This is a genomic window from Mycolicibacterium llatzerense, assembly GCF_000878195.1.
Lineage (GTDB): Bacteria > Actinomycetota > Actinomycetes > Mycobacteriales > Mycobacteriaceae > Mycobacterium > Mycobacterium llatzerense.
The window spans coordinates 27,585-48,926 of the sequence record NZ_JXST01000038.1; the positions used below are offsets into that span (position 1 = coordinate 27,585).

Annotated in this window: 19 protein-coding genes and 1 pseudogene; 10 read left to right on the forward strand and 10 right to left on the reverse strand. The window is 68.0% G+C overall.

The features are described 5' to 3' along the window. The first annotated feature begins 16 nt into the window (after positions 1-16). From TL10_RS22810 to TL10_RS32050, 3 genes and pseudogenes are all read left to right on the forward strand, one after another. On the forward strand, positions 17-2,029 hold the full coding sequence (locus TL10_RS22810) for a PTS fructose transporter subunit IIABC (RefSeq protein ID WP_043987475.1): 2,013 nt from the start codon (positions 17-19) through the stop codon (positions 2,027-2,029). Positions 2,030-2,076: 47 nt separating this feature from the next. Further along, entirely contained in the window at positions 2,077-2,334 is a 258-nt protein-coding gene (locus TL10_RS22815; protein WP_043391320.1) for an HPr family phosphocarrier protein, read from the forward strand. A gap of 193 nt (positions 2,335-2,527) precedes the next feature. After that, positions 2,528-3,121 (forward strand): annotated as a pseudogene (locus TL10_RS32050) (S8 family serine peptidase); the annotation flags it as partial. A 511-nt stretch (positions 3,122-3,632) separates the two neighbouring features. Here TL10_RS32050 and TL10_RS22825 read toward each other — a convergent pair. Further along, positions 3,633-4,493, reverse strand: coding sequence for an ESX secretion-associated protein EspG (locus TL10_RS22825; RefSeq protein WP_043391910.1), 861 nt, complete (start codon positions 4,491-4,493; stop codon positions 3,633-3,635). 509 nt (positions 4,494-5,002) lie between these two features. Between TL10_RS22825 and TL10_RS22830 the strand changes: the two genes are divergently transcribed. Further along, positions 5,003-6,187: a MinD/ParA family ATP-binding protein gene (locus TL10_RS22830; protein ID WP_192830288.1), complete on the forward strand. Its 1,185-nt coding sequence runs from the start codon at positions 5,003-5,005 to the stop codon at positions 6,185-6,187. Between the two features lie 9 nt (positions 6,188-6,196). Here the strand turns inward: TL10_RS22830 and TL10_RS22835 are convergent, their stop codons facing one another. Next, positions 6,197-6,967 carry a transcriptional regulator gene (locus TL10_RS22835; RefSeq protein ID WP_390892702.1) on the reverse strand — a complete coding sequence of 257 codons (771 nt, stop codon included), beginning with the start codon at positions 6,965-6,967 and terminating at the stop codon, positions 6,197-6,199. Between the two features lie 351 nt (positions 6,968-7,318). Here TL10_RS22835 and TL10_RS22840 point away from each other — a divergent pair, with 351 nt between their 5' ends. Then, entirely contained in the window at positions 7,319-7,615 is a 297-nt protein-coding gene (locus tag TL10_RS22840; protein ID WP_043391368.1) for a WhiB family transcriptional regulator, read from the forward strand. Between the two features lie 77 nt (positions 7,616-7,692). Continuing rightward, entirely contained in the window at positions 7,693-7,995 is a 303-nt protein-coding gene (locus tag TL10_RS22845) for a GNAT family N-acetyltransferase (protein ID WP_043391370.1), read from the forward strand. 49 nt (positions 7,996-8,044) lie between these two features. On the opposite strand, the gene TL10_RS22850 is transcribed toward TL10_RS22845, so the two are convergent. The 6 genes from TL10_RS22850 to TL10_RS22875 all read right to left on the reverse strand — a co-directional run bounded on the left by TL10_RS22850 (position 8,045) and on the right by TL10_RS22875 (position 13,950). Beyond that, positions 8,045-8,551, reverse strand: a complete 507-nt coding sequence (locus TL10_RS22850; protein WP_043391371.1) for a pyridoxamine 5'-phosphate oxidase family protein — start codon at positions 8,549-8,551, stop codon at positions 8,045-8,047. A gap of 106 nt (positions 8,552-8,657) precedes the next feature. Continuing rightward, positions 8,658-9,314 carry an enoyl-CoA hydratase-related protein gene (locus TL10_RS22855; RefSeq protein WP_043987476.1) on the reverse strand — a complete coding sequence of 219 codons (657 nt, stop codon included), beginning with the start codon at positions 9,312-9,314 and terminating at the stop codon, positions 8,658-8,660. Further along, positions 9,311-9,937 carry a TetR/AcrR family transcriptional regulator gene (locus TL10_RS22860; protein WP_043391914.1) on the reverse strand — a complete coding sequence of 209 codons (627 nt, stop codon included), beginning with the start codon at positions 9,935-9,937 and terminating at the stop codon, positions 9,311-9,313. Before TL10_RS22860 ends, TL10_RS22855 begins: the two co-directional genes overlap by 4 nt. 55 nt (positions 9,938-9,992) lie before the next feature. Further along, on the reverse strand, positions 9,993-11,684 hold the full coding sequence (locus tag TL10_RS22865) for a serine/threonine-protein kinase (RefSeq protein ID WP_043987478.1): 1,692 nt from the start codon (positions 11,682-11,684) through the stop codon (positions 9,993-9,995). A 53-nt stretch (positions 11,685-11,737) separates the two neighbouring features. After that, positions 11,738-13,366: a metallophosphoesterase gene (locus tag TL10_RS22870; RefSeq protein WP_234711521.1), complete on the reverse strand. Its 1,629-nt coding sequence runs from the start codon at positions 13,364-13,366 to the stop codon at positions 11,738-11,740. A gap of 146 nt (positions 13,367-13,512) precedes the next feature. Beyond that, entirely contained in the window at positions 13,513-13,950 is a 438-nt protein-coding gene (locus TL10_RS22875) for a hypothetical protein (protein WP_043987481.1), read from the reverse strand. Positions 13,951-14,344: 394 nt separating this feature from the next. Here TL10_RS22875 and TL10_RS22880 point away from each other — a divergent pair, with 394 nt between their 5' ends. The 3 genes from TL10_RS22880 (at position 14,345) to TL10_RS22890 (ending at position 19,425) form a co-directional block, all read left to right on the forward strand. Next, positions 14,345-15,514, forward strand: coding sequence for a S1C family serine protease (locus TL10_RS22880; protein WP_043987503.1), 1,170 nt, complete (start codon positions 14,345-14,347; stop codon positions 15,512-15,514). A 129-nt stretch (positions 15,515-15,643) separates the two neighbouring features. Next, complete coding sequence (locus tag TL10_RS22885) at positions 15,644-16,240, forward strand: DUF3592 domain-containing protein (protein WP_043987483.1); 597 nt, start codon at positions 15,644-15,646, stop codon at positions 16,238-16,240. A gap of 104 nt (positions 16,241-16,344) precedes the next feature. Then, positions 16,345-19,425, forward strand: coding sequence for an ATP-binding protein (locus TL10_RS22890; RefSeq protein WP_043987485.1), 3,081 nt, complete (start codon positions 16,345-16,347; stop codon positions 19,423-19,425). 1 nt (position 19,426) lies between these two features. Here the strand turns inward: TL10_RS22890 and TL10_RS22895 are convergent, their stop codons facing one another. Continuing rightward, positions 19,427-19,828 carry a hypothetical protein gene (locus tag TL10_RS22895; RefSeq protein ID WP_043987486.1) on the reverse strand — a complete coding sequence of 134 codons (402 nt, stop codon included), beginning with the start codon at positions 19,826-19,828 and terminating at the stop codon, positions 19,427-19,429. Between the two features lie 4 nt (positions 19,829-19,832). After that, positions 19,833-20,567, reverse strand: coding sequence for an LpqN/LpqT family lipoprotein (locus TL10_RS22900; RefSeq protein ID WP_043987487.1), 735 nt, complete (start codon positions 20,565-20,567; stop codon positions 19,833-19,835). A 237-nt stretch (positions 20,568-20,804) separates the two neighbouring features. Here TL10_RS22900 and TL10_RS22905 point away from each other — a divergent pair, with 237 nt between their 5' ends. Further along, positions 20,805-21,341, forward strand: a complete 537-nt coding sequence (locus TL10_RS22905) for an anti-apoptotic protein (RefSeq protein WP_043391392.1) — start codon at positions 20,805-20,807, stop codon at positions 21,339-21,341. The last annotated feature ends 1 nt before the right edge of the window (position 21,342 follow it).

A 21,342-nucleotide genomic window follows, 5' to 3' on the forward strand; every position in this document is an offset into this window, starting at 1 on the left:
AGTCAAAGGAACACCCATGCCGATCATCACCTCGGACCTCGTCGCACTCGACGTCGACGCCGGCCCCGACAAGCAGAATGTGATCGAACTGCTGGCCGGCCGGATGGCCGCGGCCGGCCGCGCCACCAACCGCGACGGACTCATCGAGGCGGCACTGGCGCGCGAATCCCAGTCCGCGACCGGCCTTCCCGGTGGCATCGCGATCCCGCACTGCCGCTCACCCCATGTCGACGAGCCCACCATCGCTTTCGCCCGGCTGACACCCCGGGTCCCGTTCGGCGCACCCGACGGTCCCGCCGACCTGGCGTTCCTCATCGCGGCGCCGGAATCGGGCGGCGCCGAACACATGAAGCTGCTGTCCAGCCTGGCCCGGGCCCTGGTGCGCAAGGACTTCGTCGAACAGCTCCGTGCCGCGGGTACGGACGCCGAGGTGGTCGCTCTCGTGGAGGGCGTCGTCAGCCCGGCACCCGCAGCCCCAGTCGCACCGCCGGCCCCGGCCCCCACGCCCGAATCGGCACCCGCCGCCTCACTCATCGCAATCACCGCCTGTCCCACCGGAATTGCCCACACCTACATGGCCGCCGACGCCCTGAAACTGGCCGCCGACCGCGCGGGCGTTCGCTTCAGCGTCGAAACCCAAGGGTCATCCGGCTCGACCCCACTGTCGGCCGAGACCATCGCCGCGGCCGATGCTGTCATCTTCGCCACCGATGTCGGAGTCAAGGACAAACAGCGGTTCGCCGGCAAGCCCGTCGTCGCCTCGGGTGTGAAGCGGGCCATCAACGAACCCGACACCATGATCGCCGAAGCCGTTGCCGCGGCCAAGGATCCGCGGGCCGCCCGGGTGCAGGGCGATGCCGCGGCCCCCGCGCCCACCGATGCCCGCGGCGGGTTGGGTTGGGGCACGCGGCTGCGCCAGATCCTGCTGACCGGCGTCAGCTACATGATCCCGTTCGTCGCGGCCGGCGGCCTGCTGATCGCGTTGGGCTTCCTGTTCGCGGGCTACGAGATCGCCAACAAGCCTGCCGGGCAATCTGATTCACTCGCGCACATCATCGCGACCACCAATTCACTGACCAACCTGCCGACCGGAGGACTCCTGCAGTACCTCGGTGCGGTGCTGTTCACGCTCGGCGGGCTGGCATTCGGGTTCCTCGTCCCGGCCCTCGCGGGCTACATCTCGTTCGCCATCGCCGACCGTCCCGGTATCGCACCGGGTTTCACCGCCGGTGCGGTGGCCGTCGCCGTCGGGGGCGGGTTCATCGGCGGCATCGTCGGCGGGCTGATCGCCGGGTTCTCCGCACTGTGGATCGGCTCGTTCAAAGTGCCCCAATGGTTCCGCGGCCTGATGCCGGTGGTGGTGATTCCGCTCGGCGCCTCACTGATCGTCGGCCTGTCCATGTTCCTGCTGCTGGGTCGCCCCTTGGCCGCCGTCACCTCGGGCCTGACCCACTGGCTCGGCAGCATGACCGGCAGCTCACTGGTCCTGCTGGGCGTCATCCTCGGCCTGATGATGTGCTTCGACCTGGGTGGACCGGTCAACAAGGCGGCCTACGCCTTCGCCGCCGCCGGACTGAACATCACCGACGTCGCGTCGCTGCGGATCATGGCCGCCGTCATGGCCGCCGGGATGGTGCCGCCGCTGGCCATGGCGTTGGCCTCGGCCGTCCGGCCCCGGCTCTTCACCGAACCCGAGCGCGAAAATGGCCGGGCCGCTTGGCTTCTCGGCGCGTGCTTCATCACCGAGGGCGCCATCCCGTTCGCCGCGGCCGACCCGCTGCGGGTCATCCCGTCGATGATGTTCGGCGGCGCCGTCACCGGGGCCCTGGTGATGACGTTCGACGTGACCTCCAAGGCACCGCACGGCGGCATCTTCGTCTTCTTCGCCATCGACCACCTCATCTGGTTCGTCGTGGCCGTCGTCGTCGGAGCCGTCTGCAGCGCACTGGCGGTCGTCGTCGCCAAGAGCGCCGGCAGGGCAGTCCCGGCGGCCGAGGCCAGCGCGTCCCTGCAGCCCGCCGGCAGCTGAGCAACTTCCAGATCAGACAACCAACCCAACCCCACAAAGGAGAAGCCATGCCCAGCAAGACCGTCACCGTCGGATCCGCCATCGGCCTGCACGCCCGTCCGGCAGCCGTCATCTCCGAGGCCGTCGTCAACTCCGGCGCGCAGGTAACCCTCGCGGTCGACGACGGCGAACCCGTGGACGCCGGCTCGGCGCTCATGATCATGACGCTCGGGGCCGGCAACGGCGCCCAGGTGACGGTGGCTTCGGACGACGAAACCGCGCTCGCGGTGGTCGCCGACCTGGTGTCGCAGGACCTCGACGCCTGACGCGCACCGCTCGGGGCCACTCCCAGCGGCCACAGAAAGCGCACTGAGCCCCCGCTACACACCACTAGTATGAATTCGTGCTACATGGTTACGGGGAAGGCATCGCGGTTCACGCAGATGTCGTAGCAGGGAAAATGTCACGGGGGACTCGGAAGTTCACGAGCGGTCGTCCCCATGGTGGGGGCGGTAGCTCGTGCGTCGTCTAGCCGCCGTCGCTGCGGCGTTGCTGCTGGCTGTCGCCAGCGCGCCGCCCGCACTGGCCATCGAACCGCCGGCCATCGACCCCGGCGCCGTCCCTCCCGACGACACCGGCCCCGATCAGGCGATGGAGCAGCGCAAGATCTGCTCCGCGCCGACTGTGCTGCCGAACTCGAACTTCGCCGACAAGCCGTGGGCGGCCGACTATCTGCACCTCGCGGAGGCGCAGAAATTCGCCACCGGGGCGGGCGTCACCGTCGCGGTCATCGACACGGGCGTGAACGCCTCGCCGCGCGTGCCCGCCGAACCCGGCGGCGACTTCGTCGACAAGGGCGGCAACGGCCTGTCGGACTGCGATGCCCACGGCACCCTGACGGCGTCGATCATCGCCGGCCGCCCGGCGCCGACGGACGCATTCATCGGCGTCGCCCCCGAGGCCCGCATCCTGTCGCTGCGCCAGACCTCGGAAGCCTTCATGCCGAAGGACTCGCGCAGCGACCCGAACGACCCGAACACCACCCAGACCGCCGGCTCGCTGCGCAGCCTGGCGCGCGCCATCGTGCATGCGGCGAACCTCGGTGCCCAGGTCAGTGTTTCCCCTGAATATCTGGTGGCAAAGATGTGGGCGCGGGTCGCGGCGGCCTCTTCGGGCGACGGCAGGTCGAGACTGCGGGACAGGAAATCCTTGGCCTCGGCGCGGTCGTGGCCCAGTTCCCGAAGCCCCGAATACATGACGTCGTACTGCGCCGACCGCCCGTCCTGGCGGGCCAGGTCGGCGATCAAGAGAACTTCCTGCGCCAGTTCCACTTCCGTCATGTTGGTGACTCCCGGGGCGAGCCGCACGCGGTGGATCCGGCCGTCCATGAGGGCCGTGACAGTCACCGTCTGCGGTGGGTTCGCGACGGTGTACCCGAACGGGACCGGCTGGTCGTCGACGGACGACTCACCGTCCTCGGCAGCCAGCGCGCCCGGGCTGACCACGTCGTCGTCGGCGTACAGGTAGTCGAGTGCACCGCCGAGATCGTCGTCCGAACCGTCGTCCGGATCATCGCCCGACGGCTCGTCGTCAAACCCGTCGTCTGGATGGTGGGCCGCCAACGTCAGTCCTGGTAGTCGTCGCCGGAGGCGCCCGCGGACGGTGTGTCGAACCACGAGCGCGACGGCAGGAACTCCATCAGTCCCTGGAGTGCGCGTTCCAGGTTCTCGTCGGTGCCGGCGAGGAAGCTGCCGTAGAGCTCCCCACTGACCTTCCGCGGCAGGGACACGATGCGGCCCAGCCGGGAGTCCAGGACACCGGCGGCCACGTCGGCCTGGCTGTAGGTGCCGCCCGCGTGCCGCTCGTTGGCGGTGAGTTCGACCCATGAGTCGGGATTGCCGATGAGTTCGGAGTAGGTCCGCGCCGAACTCAGGCTGATGCCGAACTGGGTGAGCTGGTCGGGGGTGCGGGACTCGGTGAGGCGGCTGCTCGACGCGGTCAGTGGCTCGACGTTGGCCGGGTTGGCCGAGCCGAGCACGGCATTGACCATGCCGGCCAGTCCCACCTGCGGGGCAACCCGCTGTAGGACCAGCATCTCGCCGTCACGGGCCGCGACCACATGCCGCTCACCCTTGCGACAAACCACGAACCGCAGCATCTTCCCGCCGACGTCGCGGCGCCACCAACGACCCTCGATGGTGCGGTCGGCGCGGCTGAGGGTGTCGACCATCGCGGCCACTTCTGGATGCGGGTTCCCGTAGATGTCGAGGACGCCCTGCGCCGTCAGATCCCGCCGGACCTGGTCCCAGACGATGTTCCGCAGGTCCAGTTGTGGGATGTTCGGCCGGATGCCGAGGCTTGTAGGGAAATCCATGAGACCGAGCTTGTCGGCGATGACGAGCATGCCGTCGATGGTGACCTCGACGGCCACGACGTCGTCGATGCCGCCCGAGGCGCTGCTGGCCGCGGTGTACGGGCCGGTCACGTCCACTGCCCCGACCGCGTCAGTGACCTGGCCTCACGCCCGGTACATGTGTCCACCCGCTGCATCTCGGCTCCACCCCCTGTTCCCAGCGCCAAGCGCCGGGCATCGCTGTCCTCCGTGACCATCTTGGTATGCCACCTCACAGGCGGCAGGCCGATGGCCAAACTCCTACGCGAGTCACGGCATCTGACCTGCACAGGCGGCCCCACACCACCCCCACAGCGCTTCCCCACAACCCGCATCGAGCCTACCAGCGGGTCTGACCACAGGTCCGCACCAATTCGGCACCGCCACGGCCTGGTCGGCCGTCACCGTCACACGCCGAAAGGTCTTGGTGGACAAGCAATTCGACGGCACTGCGCGAACCTCCGTCGAACCGTCGGCCGGACGGCAGGCAACGGTATTGGGCCCGGCCATCCCGCTATCGCCACTGACGTGGTCGATACTGGGAGGGCATCTGCGTCTTGGCACCTGCGTCGAGCCAACCGAGGAGAGAAAGCGCGTATTCGGTGACTGACCACTTCGAACCGCAGCACAACCCCCCGGAAAGCGCTTTTGCCGGACATCCGGTGAACACGCCGCCGGCCTGGCCACGCGTGAATCCGGCGGGCGGCAACACCGGCATGCAGCACACCGAACCGCTGCAGCGCAGGACCGTTTACCCGCCGCAGCCCGGCCCCATCCAGCCAGGTCGCCCGCCACAGCAGCCGTGGCCGTACGGCCCGCAGGGTCAGTTCACGGCACCGGGGTCGTACGCCGACGCCATCCGCCGGGACGACCTGCTCCGGGCCCGCAAGCCCGAACCCGGTCGCGGCTGGCGCAAGACGCTGTTCAAGGCGACGTTCGGGCTGGTCAACCTCGGGCCGTCACCCGATGAGATCCACGAGGCTCAGCAGATCAACCGGATTCGGTCGGCGTTGTCGGGCCACTACAAGGTCGGCGTCATGGGCAAGGGCGGTGTCGGCAAGACGACGATGTCCGCCTCGATCGGGTCGCTGTTCGCCGAGCTCCGGCAGGAGGACCGCGTCGTGGCCGTCGACGCCGACACCGCGTTCGGCAAGCTCGGCAGCCGTGTCGATCCCAAGGCCCTGAGTTCGTACTGGGAGTTGGCGTCCGACCAGCATCTCGAGAGTTTCGCCGATATCCGTAACCGCGTGGGCAGCAATGCCGCCGGACTGTTCGTGCTGGCCGGTGAGGCGAGCCCGGCCCGCCGGCGGGTGCTGGACCCCGCGGTTTACCGGGAGGCGGCCTCCCGGCTGGATCGTCACTTCACCATTTCGATCATCGACTGCAGCTCGACGATGGACAGCCCCGTCACTCAGGAGGTGCTCCGGGATCTGGACGCGCTCATCGTCGTGTCATCACCCTGGGTCGACGGGGCCGGCGCGGCCGGGCAGACGCTGGATTGGCTGGCGGCACACGGCCTCAACGGTCTGTTGCAGCGAACGGTGGTGGTGCTCAACGATTCCGACGGCCATGCCGACAAGCGCACGCGCTCGGTGCTGGCCCAGCAGTTCGCCGGGCAGGGTCAGGCCGTCGTCGAGGTCCCGTTCGACGGGCACCTGCGGCCGGGTGGCGTCATCGCCGGTACCCGGCAGCTGGCGCCGGCGACGCGACGCAAGTTCATCGAGATCGCGGCCGCACTCGCGGCAAACTTCCCGACCAGTGACGACCGGCACCGCGAGCGTTCCTGATAGCTGCAACTAGACCAGCTGCAGGAGCAATTTTTCGACCAGCTGCTTGTCCTGCTCCGACACGGTCGCTTCGGCTTCGGCACCGACCACGACGGCCTCGGGCACGCCGGCGGCCAGGGCCGTCTCCTGGATGGTCAGGTTGGCACCGCGCCGCGCGGCGTACAGCCGCTGCCCGAGAGTCGCGGTCGGTGCTTTGGCGCCGAGCAGTGTCAGTTCGTCGATCCGGGCGCGCACCAATCCCAGTGCTTTGATCAGCGGCGGCGATACCGGCCCGAGCCGGGCGGCGCTCGCGGCGACGGCTTCGAGCTGCCGCAGGTCGGAAAGTATCTGCGTCACCCACGGCGTGAATTCGGAATCTTCAATGGCCGGCAGGGCGTCGGCGGTGGCACCCAAGGTGTTCACCGCGGCGACGACCGCCTGGGCGATCAGCGGAACCTCACCTGCGTTGGTCATCGGCGGGGCGGGCGCGGCTTGTGGCGCCGCCGCGAACTGTGCCTGCGCCGGGACGGGCTCGCCACTGCGGATCCGTGCGATGGTTCCCGGCGGCCAGTGCAACACCTCTTCGAGGCGCAGGCGCGTTCTTTCGCGCGGCCAGCTGCGGCCTTTTTCGAAGGAGATCAGTGCTCCGGCGTTGATGATGCCGTCGGCCGCCAGACTGCGCTGGCTGATGTCGAGCTCGCGGCGGCGAGCTGCGGCGGCCGCACCGGCACGCTCCATCCCGGGATCGACGGCGGGCAGGGCGATGTACTCGGTGACGTCATCGGGATCGATGTTCGGCACCCGAGGTCACCTCCATCTCATTGCGGCCCGCGCTCAACAAGAAATCCGGAGCGCTGTCAGCGGTCCGGTACAGCTTAGCCCGTTCCGTCTCGCATAACTATTGCGTTGACGGTCACTGAACCGTATCGGTAGGCCCGGAAGCGCTTCAGTTAGACCGTACACCCTCCCCAAACCGCGACTTTCACCAATGTTATTCCGGACCATTCGGATGATTTCTGAGCGTCAATAGCGCACTGACCTGCGAATATGTCTAGCGCTACGGTTTAACTGTTGCGTTACTGCAGTCTGGTGCTATAGATTCTTCTCAACCGCGACGGAACAGTCGCAGCGCAACAGCTAAGGAGTACCCCGATGACCGCAATTGCCATGGACGGCCTGCCGCTCGGCGAGTGCACCCGGAGCCCGGAGCAGTGGACGACGATCGCCAGCGAAGAAGCCAAGAGCCTCTGCCGGCAGTGCCCCCGCCGCTGGGCCTGCGCGCGTGACGCCGTCGAACTGCCCCGCGCCGAAGGCCTCTGGGCCGGCATCGTCATTCCGGCCGACGAGGGTCGCGGCCGGACGTTCGCGCTGAAGCAGCTGCGGTCCCTGGCCGAAGCCAACGGCTACCCGGTCCGCCGTCAGCGCCGCATCTTCCTCGAAGTCGCGTAGTACCCGCTGCCCACGCTGCCGTTTGAGGGGGCGGCAGCGCGGGCAGCGGTTTTACGCATGAGGGTTACCGTGGCGGGATGAGCGTTACCGACAACACCGGAGCACCCACCACCGTCACCGCCGAAGCCGGACGATTCACCATCGCCGTCGACGGCAGGACTGTCGGGCTGATCGACTACCTCGACCAGGGCGGCCGACGCATCTTCCCGCACACCGAAGTTCAGCCCGAATACGGTGGCCGCGGGCTGGCGACAATCCTCGTCGCCGAGGCATTGGACGCCACGCGAGCCGCAGGGTTACGCATCGTCCCGGAATGCTCGATGGTCAGCGGATACATCGCCAAGCATCCCGAGTACGCGCCGCTGGTCGATCCGGCCTGAGTGGTTTGGGCGCGCTCCGTATCGGAGAGTGATACGGGGCGCGCCGAGATCACTGCTGGCCCAGGTACTGCGCGGTCGAACCGCTGACCGGCATGTCGGGCATGCCGAGCTTGCGGTGATCCCAGCTGCGCATCCGGCTCGGCACGACGCGGACCGCGACGCGGTTGTTCATCATCTGGTCGACGAACGGGCGCATCTCGTCGGTGTAGGGGCCGGTGTAGCGCTCCCACACGCTGATGCCCACGCGCAGACAGGTGTCGACGTCGTCGAGGATCTCGGCGGTGCCGTCGATCGAGACGCCGCGCAGGGTGCCGTAGGTGTCACCGTCCTCGATCATCACGGTGATGGTCGAGTCCCGGCGCAGGTTGAGCGCCTTCTGCGACTTGGCCTTGGTCTCGAACCAGATTTCGCCGTCGAGCACGGCGTACCACATGGCCACCAGGTGCGGCCGGCCGTCGGCCAGGACGGTGGCCATGGTCGCGGTCCGGCTGCGATCGATGAATTCGACGATCTCGTCGTCGGTCATGACGATCTTCTTGCGCTCGTTCTGTCCCACGCTCTTATGCCTATCAGGCCACGGCAGCGAGCTGCCCATCGGACCCGGCAGCGAGCTGCCCATCGGACCCGGCAGCGAGCTGTCCAGCCGCCCCAGCTGCCGGCTCTTACTCGGCCTGCAGCGCCGCGATCGCCGGGCCGAACATCGTCGCCTTGATGGCGGCCATGGTCTGAGAATCCTTGCCCGCCACCGGAATCACGAGCTCCACCGCGGCAGGCACCACGGCGTCCTCGGCCGCGGCGGCCTCCACGATTCCGTACTTGGCGGCGTCGTCACCACCGAAGCGCCGGCCCGTGGTCATCGAGGCGATCGCCGCCTGCGGGGTCAGTTTGGCCTGGATCAGGGCGGCCATCCCGGGCGTGAACGGAATCCGGATGTCGACCTCGGGGAAACAGAAGAATCCGCGGTCGGAGCGCATGGTCCGGTAGTCGTGGGCCATCGCCAGCATGGCGCCGGCGCCGAAGGCGTGCCCGTTGACCGCGGCGGCCGTGGGGATCGGCAGGGTCAGCACCCGCGCGAACAGCGCATGCACCCGCCCGACGTACGACTGCATCTGGTCGCCGTGCGCCATCAGCCAGTCGAGATCCAGCCCGTTGGAGTAGAACTTCCCGGCACCGGTGGTGACCAGACCCTGGGCGCCACCCGCGACGAGATCGTCGATGGCGCCGTTGATGTCGTCGAGGAAGCCCAGCGAGAACCGGTTCTCGTCATCGCCGAGATTGAGGATGGCGATCTTGTCCTGGTAGCTGACGGTGATGGTCATGGTTGTTTCCTCCTGGTTGGGATGGGTTCGTCGGCAAGGACCGCCCGAACGGCTGCGGACAGCCGATCGCGCGCCCAGCTGTTACTGATTCTGTTGCGGGACAAGATGATTGCCGTCGGCAGATCCACGATGCACACCGTGATGGCATCGACCGCCGCGCCGTCGCGCCGGTCCCACAGGTGCGACGACAGCCGCACCATCAGATCGATCAGCTGGCGGTCGAGGTCTTTGAGTTCGGCCGCCAGCGACACCGGTAGGTCGGGGCCGAGCAGCTGGTCGCGCTGCACCCGCCACACCAGTTGAGCCGACTGCCGCCGGCGTTCGTAGAACACCGCAGGGGCCTGTGCGGCTGCGACGACGGCGTCCACCGGGTCGGCAGCCGTGTCGGCCAGCGCCGCATCGACCAATTCCGTTTGGACATCGAGGAATCGGCGTGCCGCACGCAGCCACGTCCGGGCGACGAGATCCGTCCGCGAGCCGAAATTGTGATAGATCGCGCCGTTGGAGATCCCGGCCGCAGCCGCGACGGCGCGGGTGGTGACGCCGGCCGGTCCGGCCTCGACGGCCAGCGACTCGGCAGCGTCGAGCACCGCATCGAGGTCGTAGACACGAGGCCGGGGCACCGGCACACCATAACAGAGCGATCGCTCCGTTACTACGCAGCGGGGGCGCAGCCCGTTACGGCGGGTAGATCTGCTTGACGGTTCCGTCGGCGTTGACCTGCATGTATCCGGTGCCCGGTGCGGTGGAGTGAATCGCCAGGCCCAGGCCGCCGCCCTCTTCACCCTCGATGATGAGGTACATCTGCGATCCCGGCTCCGCGCCCAGTTGTGGGGGCGCGCCGGCCATCGTCGCAGCCACCGCCTGCGCATTGATGGCACCGAGATCCGCCAGCACGTCGAACGAACTGGTGCTGGTATCCGAACCCCATTTGTTCCAGCTGCCGCCGCGGTACATGAAGCTCTGGTCGACGTGCTTGTTGGTGGGCGAGACGCGATCCATGATCGCGTAGTCGGGGTAGACCACGAGCTTGAATCCCATGGCGTCCCCGAACTTCGCCTTGATGGTCCCGATCAGATTGGTCAGGCCGTCGGCGGTCTGCAGCTGGCTGGGTCCCGGCGGTGTCGACGCGGCAGTCGAGGCGGGAGTGGACATGCCACCGGTCGGGTACCCAACGGTGCCGCCGGGGCCGGTGGGCATCGATGGAAACAGTTGCGCGCTGGGATCATTGGTGGCCGCCGGCTGATCACTCGAACCGCTGTCGGGCCACATCACGTAGGCGATGCCGGCGCCTCCGAGGACGACCACCGTGACCAACGCGGCGACGATCACGACCGCCGAGTTGCGCCACCACGACTGTGCCGGTTGGGCATTCGTCAGCTGGGGCGGCGACCACTGCGCGGATCCGGGCCCCAGGCTCTGGGCCGGGCTCGCATACTGCGTGTGTGCGTGCGCCGGGTAGGACTCGGGGCCGGTCGTGGGGTAGGGGACCGACGGGGCGGCCCACGCCGGCGGCGGTGTCTGCTGAGCGGGCTGACCGAACTGAGCGGGCTGCGCCGGTCCGGCCAATGCGGCGCGGGCGGCGGCAGCCAGGTCTTTGGTTGTGGCATAACGCAGTTCGGGATCTTTGGCCATGCCAGTAGCGATCACCTGATCCATGTACGCCGAGATACCAGGCCGCATGGTCGATGGCCGCGGTGGATCCGAGTAGAGGTGGCTGGTGATCTGCCGCTCCATGCTGTCGCCCGGAAACGGCGGGGCCCCGACCAGACATTCGTGCAGCACGCAGGTCAGCGCGTAGATGTCGGACCGCGCGTCGCAACGGTCGCTGGTGAAGCGCTCGGGCGCCATGTAGGCGACCGTCCCGATGGTGGCGCCGGTGTGGGTCAGCTTGGTCTCGCCGGCGGCGCGGGCGATACCGAAGTCGATGAGGTACGCGAAATCGTCTGGGGTGACCAGGATGTTGGCGGGTTTCACGTCGCGGTGCACCAGGCCGACACCGTGCGCGGCACCGAGCGCGGCGGCGATCTGCTCGACGATCGAGACCGCGCGGTCGGGCGGCAACGGGCCGTTGGCCAGCAGCTCCTGGACGGTCTTGCCGTCGATGAGCCGCATCGTCACGTAGAGCCGGTCGTCGATCTCACCGAAATCGTGGATCGGCACGATGTGCGGCTCGTCCAGCCCGGCGGCCGCATGGGCCTCCCGCCGGAAACGCACCTGGTACTGCTCGTCGTCCGCGAAGGTCGGGGGCAGCACCTTCATCGCGACGACCCGCTTCATGGTGGTGTCGTAGGCCTTCCAGACCTCACCCATGCCGCCGCGGCCGAGCAGCTCAATCAGCCGGTAGCGGCCGAACGGTGTCCCATCCACCGGCTAACCATAAGAGGCAGCCGCGTCAGCTGCCAGAGGTGGGTGATCCGCGGTTACGCGCGCACCCTGCGGCGATAGGTGACCTTGTCGAATTCCCGGCCGTGTTCGTCGACCGCGGTCACGTCCATTTCGCTGAGCAGCTGCCCGGGCCTGACGTCCACGCGGATGAAGGCGTAGTTGCGGAAGCGCACCCGCGACCAGCCGACGGCTTCGGCCTTCTTCTCACCGTCGGACGTCCAGACATAGCTGTTGGGGACGAACGTGTCGGGAGTCTCGTGGCCGCGGTAGCTCTCGGGCTCGCCCGGCTGGAAGCCGTATCGCGGCCGGCCGGCGCAACCCACGGTGTAGTAGACGGTGCCGTCGGTTTCCGCGTCCACGGTGGAGTTGTCACCGGCGACCTTGGTGGAGCGGTCGGCGCGGATCGGGTCGGTGCGTTCGTAGACGTGGTTGTGTCCCTGCAGCACGAGATCGACCTGGTAGCGGTCGAACAGCTCGCACCAGGCCGCCCGGACACCGCCGTCGCTGGCGTGGGAGTCGGTGGTCGAGTAGGCGCAGTGGTGAAAGAAGCAGACGATGAAATCGATGTTGGGGTCGGCCCGGTAGGCGGCCAGCGTGCGTTCGACCCAGGAATTCTGCGTGCCGTCGGAATAGCCGGTGTTGGAACGGATTTCGAAGCTGACGTCGTTGGCGTCCAGCGACAGCACCGCGACGTTGCCGTAGGTGAACGAATAGACCGACGGGCAGGCCGCCGGGCCGTTGTCCGGAAAGTCCATGCGCGCCAGGTGGCCGCCGTATCCGTGGCTCGGATACGAGGCCTCCATGTCGTGATTGCCCGTCGCGAACATCCACGGTGTACTCGCCGCGCTGGCCTCGATGGAGCCCAGGTAGACGTCCCAGACGAACGGGTTGTACTTGTCGAAGCCGTGCGCGGGCTTGCCCGACGCGACGAACGACAGCGGCTTGCCGCCGCCGGACGGATCGGCGTAGGCGATATCCCCAGCCAGCAGGTGGAATTCGGGTTTGGACGCGACGATCTGGTTGAACACGTTGGCGGTGTGCGGAGCGTCGGGCTCGTTGTCCGGCTTGTAGTAGCGATCGTCGTAGTCGCCCGGCTTGAGCCCCGCAGGCTGACGGGGCACATCATCGGTGCCCTGGTCGCCCATCATGGTGAACCGGAACGGTGCCAACGTCTTTCGCACGCTGGGCATCGCCGTCTTGGCAGACCGCACGTCGCTGACGAAACCGTCCTCGGTGCGCCACCGGTAGAAGTGCGCGGTGCCGCCGGGTAGGCCGTCGACCGGAACATGGGCGTAGAACTGCTCGGCCGCCAGCACGCCGCGGTCGTTGGTCGGAATCTGGGTGACGAGGTTGCGTACCTCGGCTTCGAAGGTGGCGCCCAGTTGATCGGTGGGTCCGTGGTCGACGAACACCTTGGTAATGCCGGGATTTCGCGACAGCTGCGCGGACAGCCTCAGCTGGTTGGTGGCGTCACCGCCGAAGCCGACCCGGCGGTTGGCCACGCTCAGCGGCGCGTCCTGCGCGTAGGCGCGGCGCCCGAACGGAGCCAGGCCCAGGGCCGCCACCGCGGCGGCTGCAGCCGACCCACGCAGGAAGTTCCGCCGCGATACCCGGTGCCGGCGCAGGTACTGCTGGTGCCAGTCGTGCTGCTCGGCGATGGTCATGGTTGCCGACAAGTCGTCGGGTAGTCCCGTGTCCGGGATTTCACCGGCGGCGGTCAGTCGGGTCGGACGCACCCGTCGATCGTGGCCCAGCACGGACCGTCACGCGAGTCCGACACCGGAATCAAGGCCCGAAGTTCAGCCGGGGTTCACGGAACCGCGACCAACGACGCCGGGGCGCCGTACCGCTGCGGCCAGTCCTGCCATGCGACGTCCGTCGGGCCGACGGCCTGCTCCGTCACCGTCCACCGATCGCCTCGGTGGTTCAACAGGGCCGCGTAGGTCCGGGACACGAACCCTTCGGCAGCGCCCTCGGCGAGGGGTGTGCCGCGGAAGTCGAACGGCTGACCGTCAGCGCCGCGGATGCCGCCGTACACGAATGCCCACGGCCCGGAGACGTTGACAGTCTCGACCGCCAGCGTCGCGGGCTTGCCGAGTTCGGCCGCCAACGCCGCGACGGCAGGCGCCACGATGGCCTCGCCGGCCGGTGAGCCGGGGTCGACGCCCGGTTCCGCCCACGCCTGCGCGGTACCGACCAGGATCGACAACCACATGGTCAGAAGCACCACGACGCCGCGTCGGAACATGCGCAGACGGTACCGAGCCCCGGCCAGGAATGACACTTTTTGTGATCTGAAAAGTCTTGGGCTGTCCCGAACTCTTTCTCAGCAACGCCTCAGTTGGCGACGGCACGGTGGAGACATCAAGCGTTAACGCGCATGTCTTACCGACGTTTCGAGAAAGTAGTCAACGCCAATGAGACACCCGTCAGAACCCCCGACGCCGGACAACCAGCATCTCTGGTCGCGGCAGTACGCCACTGAGCAGGAGAAACTGGTCCAGTGGAGCAATGACCGCTACCGGCGCCCCTACGCTTCCGACGAGCACACCCAGCCGCTGCGGACTCCGTACGGGGCACCGCACCAGTACCCCGCCGCGCCCGTTCCACCGGCGCCAGCTAAGCGTTCCCGCTCCGGATTGCTGGCCTTCGGCGTCGCCGCGGTAGCCATCGCGGCCGGTGCCGCCGGCACCATGGCCGCGGTCGATCACTTCGGCAGCGTGGTGCCGGCCGCGCAGGTTCCGCTCGCCACCGGAATTCAGAACCGCTCGCTGCCAACCGCTTCCGCGCAGGCGCCGGCGGCCCCGGCCGGCTCCGTCGAAGCGGTGTCCGCCAAGGTGCTGCCCAGCGTCGTGAAACTGCAGGTCCAGACCGGCCAGCAGGGCGGCGAGGGCTCGGGCATCGTCCTCACCGCGGACGGGCTGATCCTGACCAACAACCACGTGGTCGCCGAGGCCAACCAGGCTGCCGCGGCACAGGATTCACTGCCGAGCGGGCTGAGCCCGAGTGGCCGGCTGCCCCGCGGCATGACCGCCGGCGGACCGACCAAGGCCACCGTCACCCTGGCCGACGGCCGCACGGTGCCCTTCACCGTGGTGGGCGCCGATCCCGCCGACGACATCGCGGTGGTCAAGGCCCAGGGCGTGTCCGACCTGACCCCGATCAGCATCGGCTCCTCGAAGGACCTGCGCGTCGGGCAGAACGTGGTGGCGGTCGGCTCGCCGCTGGGCCTGCAGGGCACCGTCACCACCGGCATCATCAGCTCGCTGAACCGTCCGGTGAGCACCGGTGACGAGCAGACCGGACAGCAGTCGGTGATGAGTGCCATCCAGACCGACGCCGCGATCAACCCCGGTAACTCCGGTGGTGCGCTGGTCGACATGAACGGCAACCTCATCGGCGTGAACTCGGCGATCGCCTCGCTGGGTGGTGGCCCGGATTCCGGTGGTGCCCAGCCCGGTTCGATCGGCCTCGGCTTCGCCATCCCGGTCGATCAGGCCAAACGCATCGCCGACCAACTGATTTCGACCGGCACCGTGCAGCACGCCTCGCTGGGTGTGAAGCTGGCCGCCAACACCAGCGCGCAGGGCGCGGCAGTGGCCGGTGTCGTCGCCGACGGCCCCGCCGCCGCGGCCGGCCTGGACAAGGGCGCGGTGATCACCAAGGTCGACAACCAGCCGATCGACGGTCCTGAGGCGCTCGTCGCGGCGATCCGGTCCAAGGCGCCCGGCGACAACGTCACCGTGACCTACGCCGACCCCTCCGGAGCCGAACGCTCGGTGCAGGTGACCTTGGGGCAGACGGATGCTTAGGCCGGCCTAGCCCGTCCCTGTCCCCGCATCCCTGTGAGGGTTGTGTACGCGGAACCCGAGATACGCGTACACAACCCTCACAGGCGTCTGCCGTCTTACCCTCTCCGTGTCGACATTTCCGGAGGGGCCATGCGCGTCGAGTACATCGTGGTGCTGATCGCCGTCATCGTGATCGTGGACATCGCCATTCTCGTTGCGCTGCTGCGCAAGCAACGCGCCCGGAAGGCGGCCTCCGGCACCACGACCGTCCCAACAGAACTCGGCGCCACCGCCGACGTGCCCAAGAAATCCCCGGCACCGGTCCTGGCGAAGGCATTCCTGTCGGTGGGGCTGTCATTGGCCATCGCGGCCGGCATCTGCGCGGGGTTTGTGGCCCAATCGAATTCGTCCGACCGCCACGCGGACGGGACGGTCGTCGAGTTGGTGCCCAGCGGCGGCGGCAGCAGCCCGCGCTACCGGGCCCGCGTCGAATTCGCCACCTCGACGGGCACCCACATCCGCTTCCTCAGCTCGATCAGCAGCAATCCACCACCGGCCACGGTCGGCGAGCACGTCGACGTCCGCTACCACCCCGATGACCCGCACGACGCCACCATCGACACCTATTGGCAGGTGTGGTTCCTGCCGACCCTGCTCGCCATCATCAGCGCCCCGTTTCTCCTGGTGGGCGCCGGATTCGGGATCGCGAGCCGGGCCGGGCGTAAACGGGGGCCGGAAATCCTCTGATGTGACCGGGCGGTCCAGCAGATTGCCAGGTTCATCTGGGCTGCCGCAGGTCACGCGCGGATGTATCGTCTCCCCAATTCCAAATTTGCTGTGAATCGGGGGAAATGGTCCAGTACTACCTCTCGGGTGCAGTAACGGCCCGGGTCGACGGCACGCCGGCGGCGCTCGGCGGACCGAAGCAGCGGTGCGTACTGGCGGTGCTGCTGGCCCATCACGGCACGGTGGTCAGCATCGACCGCCTGATCGATGCCGTCTGGGGCGACGAGCCACCGCCGAAGGCGCTGGCTTCGGTCCGCTCCTATGTGGCCAACCTCCGTCGGGTCCTCGATCCGGGCGCAGATATCGGACCTGACCAGGCCCCGGACCTCCGCCGGGCCGACAGCCAGAGCCAACGGCTCGCCTCGCATCCGCACGGCTACCAATTGAATCTGCTCACCGGCGACGCCATCGACCTGCTCAGCTTCGAAAGCCTGGTGGCCAAAGGCCGGACGGCACTGGTCCGCCATGCGGCCGGCGCCGCCGTCGAGATGCTTACCGAGGCACTGGGACTCTGGCATGGAGATCCGTTCGGAGAGTTCGCCTATCACGAGTTCGCCGCGCCTGAGGCCATCCGCTTCGCGGCTCTGCGGACCACCGCCATCGAGGCGCGATTCGACGCCGCACTGCAACTCGGCGGCGGCGGGGAACTGGTTCCCGAGGTCGAGGCGGCACTGGCGGAACATCCTCTGCAGGAACGGTTGTGGGGCCATCTGATGCTGGCCCTGCACCGGTCCAACCGCACCGCCGACGCGATCCAGGCGTTCGAGCGGGCCTGCACGACGCTCGACCGCGAGGTAGGCACCCGGCCCGGCGAAGGCCTGCAGACTCTCTTCGAGAAGATCCGGGACGGGGCCGCGGAACTGCGGGTCGCGCCGCCGCTGCACACACTCGACCCCGATCCGGCAGCACCGCCGCCATTCGTCGGCCGGGACACCGAACTCGGTGCGGTCAACGCCGCCGTGCGCCGAGCCGAGGGCGGAGCGGGCGGACTGACGCTCGTCACCGGCGACAGTGGCATCGGCAAGACGACGTTGGCGCAGGCGGCCGTCGCCCGCGCCCGTGCGGCGGGCATCGCCGTGGCCTGGGCCGGACACCCGAGCGGGGTGAAGCTGCCCCTGCACTGGACCTGGATCCAGCTGCTGCGCCAGCTGGGCGGCGAGCTCGGACCCGCCGGCCGCAAGGCGGTACTGCGGGAAGCGCCTGGCGTGGTGAATGCCCTGGTGCCCGAATGGCACGGCGACGACGACCTCAGCACCGGTAGTCGTTTCGCGCCAACAGGATTCGCCTTGGTCGAGAGAATCGTGTCGGCGCTGCGCGAGCTGTCGGCGATGGCCCCGCTGGTGCTCGTCATCGACGACCTGCAACGGGCGGACCCCGCCTCGATCAACACGCTGGTCCTGCTCGCTGAAGAATTCCCGCGCATCCCCATCCAGATCATCGGCAACTGGACCTTCTTCGGCGCCGACCGGCCGATGAACCGGTCGTCTTTCGAGCGCATCGTCCGGTCGAACGACACCGTCACGATGCACCTGGACGGCATCGACCGCGCGTCCGCCGCACACCTCGTCGACGCGGTGGCCGGCGGCACCATCCCGCCGGCCGTCTCGGCCCAGGTCTGGGAACAGGCCGGCGGAAACCCTTTCTACATCAAGGAACTCGCCCGGGCGCTCGATACCGACGGTGGCCCGCAACGCAGCCATCCCGCCCTCTCGGACGCGGTGGTCGGCGTCGTCGGCCGGCGGCTCGGCGTGCTGGACCGGCCGTGCCGGCGGGTACTGTGCGCGGCCGCCGTCGTCGGGCCCGAATTCAACGTCGCCGACCTGGCGGACATCGTCGACCTTTCGGTGTCGACAGTGCAGAACCGGCTGCGTCCGGCGTATCAGACCGGCCTGCTCGACGAACTGCCGGCACGCCCCGGTGCCTACCGATTCAGCCACGGGCTGGTACGCGACGCGCTCATCGCTCAGCTCGCCACCACCGACCGCACCAGCGTGCACGCCGCGATCGCCACCACCCGGGCGGCCACGCTCGCGACGGCCGCGTACGAACACGTCATCGCCACCGCCGACCATGCCTGGCGGGCCGGTGCCGAGCTCAATCCCGATGTGGCCCTTGGCATCCTCGAGATGTCCATCCAACGGGCCCTGAACCGGTCCGCGTACCACGACGTCGCCGGGCTCGCCGAGCACGCGCTGCAGATCAGTGACCGGCTGCCGGCCAAGCCCGAACACCTGGACCGGCAAGCCACCCTGTGGCTACACCTGGCCGGCGCGAAGAACATCCTCGAGGGGCAGGCCAGTGAGTCGGCCGCCGCGGCCGTCCAGCGGGCCTTCGAGATCGGCCAGGAAGTCAAGGGCCGCAACTTTTATGGCGCCATCGCGCTGCAGTCCATGTTGCTGTGCGCGCACGGCCGCATCGACGAGGTCGAGATCATCGTGATCGGTCTGCAGGACCAGTACGACAAATCCGGTGATCCGGTGATCGGTCTGGTCAACGACTTCGTGCACATCCTGCTGTACACCCTGCGCGGCAACACCGACATGCTGATCAGCACCGGGCTGCACATGATGGACACCTTCCCGCCGCCCGAGACCGTCACCGATCCGCTGCACTTCTTCCATCCCCGCGTCTACTGCTGGATGGCCATCGCCGAGGCAGTCCGCGGTGATGTGGACGCCATGCGCGAATACCACCGCCGCGCACTGCATCTCGCACAGAGCCGCGGCGACGTGTTCAACATCTTGGCCGCCCGCCTGACCTACGTCGAATGCGCAGCCGTCCTCGGTATCACCGACGGCATCGTCGAACTGGCCGACCAGGTCGACGTCGAGTTCAGCGCGGCGGGCAGCCCGCAATGGGCCGCGTGCGCGCGCATCGTCCGGGTCTGGGCACAGGTGCTCGGCTCCGGCGAGGGGGACGCCGCCGTCGCCTTCCAGGCGTTCGAGGAATACACCTGCGACGGCACCACGGTGATGAACACGATGTTCCTGTGCCTGCTCTCCGACATCGAGCTGTACCAGGGCCGGCCCGACAGCGCCCGCGCCCTGCTGCACCGGGCCGGCCGCCTGGCCGATGCCACGGGCGAACAAGCCTTCGCCCGTGGCATCGCACAGCGGCTGGCGACCCAGTCGGTCGAGCCCGTCTGAATCAGGCCCGCACGGTCCGGTCGGGGAGTTCCTCGCGCCACTGACGCCAGATCGCCCGGTCCGTCATCAGATCCAGCACACTGCCGAATCCGGCCGGATACACCAGGGAGACAACCCATTTGCGGGAGTTCCCACGACTGACCTCACAGCCGCCCCGATACAACTGACGCAGCCAGGTGACCGTCACCGCGTCCCGCGGGTAGTCGAAGATCACCACCTCCTGGCCCGCGGCCAGCTTCGCCTGATAGTCGGTCAGGTCCAACTGGTCGTCGACCCATTTCGAATACTCGGACGCCAGGCACCGCACCTGGGTGTCCGTCAACTCCAGTTCGACGTTCACCCACCAGGTGTTGGTTCGGCTCTTGAGGAGATACGCCTTACTTCGGGGTGGCGCCGTCGCCATCTCGTCAGAAGGTGATCTTCAGAGATTTATCCACCGCATCCAACGCGTCGAACAGCTCCTTGCCCTGGCTCTCATCGCTGGTCGCGTTGATCTGCAGCACGTACAAGCCGTCGGGCCCCTTGAAGACCACGGTCTCCTGGCCGAATGCGGCCTTGCCGCCGCCCTTGAGGTTGTACGTGCCGGCGATGCGGAAAGCCGGGAAGCCGGCTGACGTCCCCGCCTCCTCACCGGCGGACTCGAAACCTGGGAGGTTCTTCACCTCGCCACCGGCGAGCTTGAGCAGCTTGTCCGGATCCACCGGACCGTCCAGGCGCGACACCAGCGCAATGATGTTCGCCGTGTAATCCGTGCTCTGCGCGCCGGGCCCGGTGTAGACGAGCGCGCCGTACGCGTAATCGGGGGTGTCTTCCCCGGCGCTGTCCCAACCGGTCGGCCGCTCGATGTCCACGGCGGGCGCGCCCGGATCCCCGGGATGGATCGACGTCTCCTGGATCTTCTCTTGCTTGATGTAGTCGGCGATCGTGGGGTTCGCCCCGGATTCGTCAGCCTTGCGCGGCTTCAGCTTGGGCGCCGCCTTCGTCGACGACGACGCGCTCGAGCTGCTGCTCGAGCTCGACGAGCTGGAACTGGAGCTCGAGCTGGTCGTGCTCTTGTCCTTGTCGCCTCCGCAGGCGCCCAGCGTGAAGCTCAGGCAAACGGCGGCGGCAACGGCGATGACAGGCCGATGCGACATCTGCATCGTGACTCCTCAGGGTTAGACGACGGACGTCGGTCACGTCCTCGGCGTCACGATATGGACGTCCGATTGGAATTCCGTTGAACTCGCCGCGGCACGTGGTTGGAACGCCGGCGGCCGCCAACCAGACCGGCCTGGACTTCCAACCGGATTCCAACACCGCGGAGCTAACTTTTGCCGTCCGGCTTGATCAGTGCGGCGCCGGTAAGTGGCGCCCGAAACTCGGAAGGGGTTGGCGACATGACCAACACGACGTGTCAGAGGCTCGTTCTGGCGTCCGCGATCACGGTTGCCGTGTTCGGCGCCGCTGCCTGCTCCAGCGGGACGCCGTCGGTGAGCAAGAAGGATGTCGAGAGCCAGATCATCACCAAGATGACCGGCGCCGACGGCAAGAAGGCCGATTCGGTGACGTGCCCCGAAAACCTTGCGGGCCAAAAGGGTGCCGAGATCAACTGCACCATGAAGGTCGGTGACAAGACCAGCACCGTCAACGTCACGGTCACCAGCATCGAAGGTGAGCAGGTCAAGTTCGACATGGTCCAGACCATCGACAAGGACCAGGTCGCCAAGCAGATCAGCGAAGAGCTGGGGCAGCAGTTCGGGACCAAGCCCGAAACATTGACGTGCCCGGAGAACCTGAAGGGTACGGAGGGCGCAACCCTCCGTTGCGAGCTCAAGGACAGCGGCCAGACGTACGGCGTGACGGTCACCGTCAACAAGGTGGACGGCTCCGACGTGAACTACGGGTTCAAGGTCGACGACAAGCCCAAGTCGTAAG

What these genes read in the sequence shown, in the direction of transcription:
- TL10_RS22810 (WP_043987475.1), top strand. Translation starts at nt 17, where the DNA reads ATGCCGATCATCACCTCGGACCTCGTCGCACTCGACGTCGACGCCGGC.
- TL10_RS22815 (WP_043391320.1), top strand. Translation starts at nt 2,077, where the DNA reads ATGCCCAGCAAGACCGTCACCGTCGGATCCGCCATCGGCCTGCACGCC.
- TL10_RS22840 (WP_043391368.1), top strand. Translation starts at nt 7,319, where the DNA reads ATGACCGCAATTGCCATGGACGGCCTGCCGCTCGGCGAGTGCACCCGG.
- TL10_RS22845 (WP_043391370.1), top strand. Translation starts at nt 7,693, where the DNA reads ATGAGCGTTACCGACAACACCGGAGCACCCACCACCGTCACCGCCGAA.
- TL10_RS22855 (WP_043987476.1), bottom strand. Translation starts at nt 9,314, where the DNA reads ATGACCATCACCGTCAGCTACCAGGACAAGATCGCCATCCTCAATCTC.
- TL10_RS22870 (WP_234711521.1), bottom strand. Translation starts at nt 13,366, where the DNA reads ATGACCATCGCCGAGCAGCACGACTGGCACCAGCAGTACCTGCGCCGG.
- TL10_RS22875 (WP_043987481.1), bottom strand. Translation starts at nt 13,950, where the DNA reads ATGTTCCGACGCGGCGTCGTGGTGCTTCTGACCATGTGGTTGTCGATC.
- TL10_RS22885 (WP_043987483.1), top strand. Translation starts at nt 15,644, where the DNA reads ATGCGCGTCGAGTACATCGTGGTGCTGATCGCCGTCATCGTGATCGTG.
- TL10_RS22890 (WP_043987485.1), top strand. Translation starts at nt 16,345, where the DNA reads ATGGTCCAGTACTACCTCTCGGGTGCAGTAACGGCCCGGGTCGACGGC.
- TL10_RS22895 (WP_043987486.1), bottom strand. Translation starts at nt 19,828, where the DNA reads ATGGCGACGGCGCCACCCCGAAGTAAGGCGTATCTCCTCAAGAGCCGA.
- TL10_RS22900 (WP_043987487.1), bottom strand. Translation starts at nt 20,567, where the DNA reads ATGCAGATGTCGCATCGGCCTGTCATCGCCGTTGCCGCCGCCGTTTGC.
- TL10_RS22905 (WP_043391392.1), top strand. Translation starts at nt 20,805, where the DNA reads ATGACCAACACGACGTGTCAGAGGCTCGTTCTGGCGTCCGCGATCACG.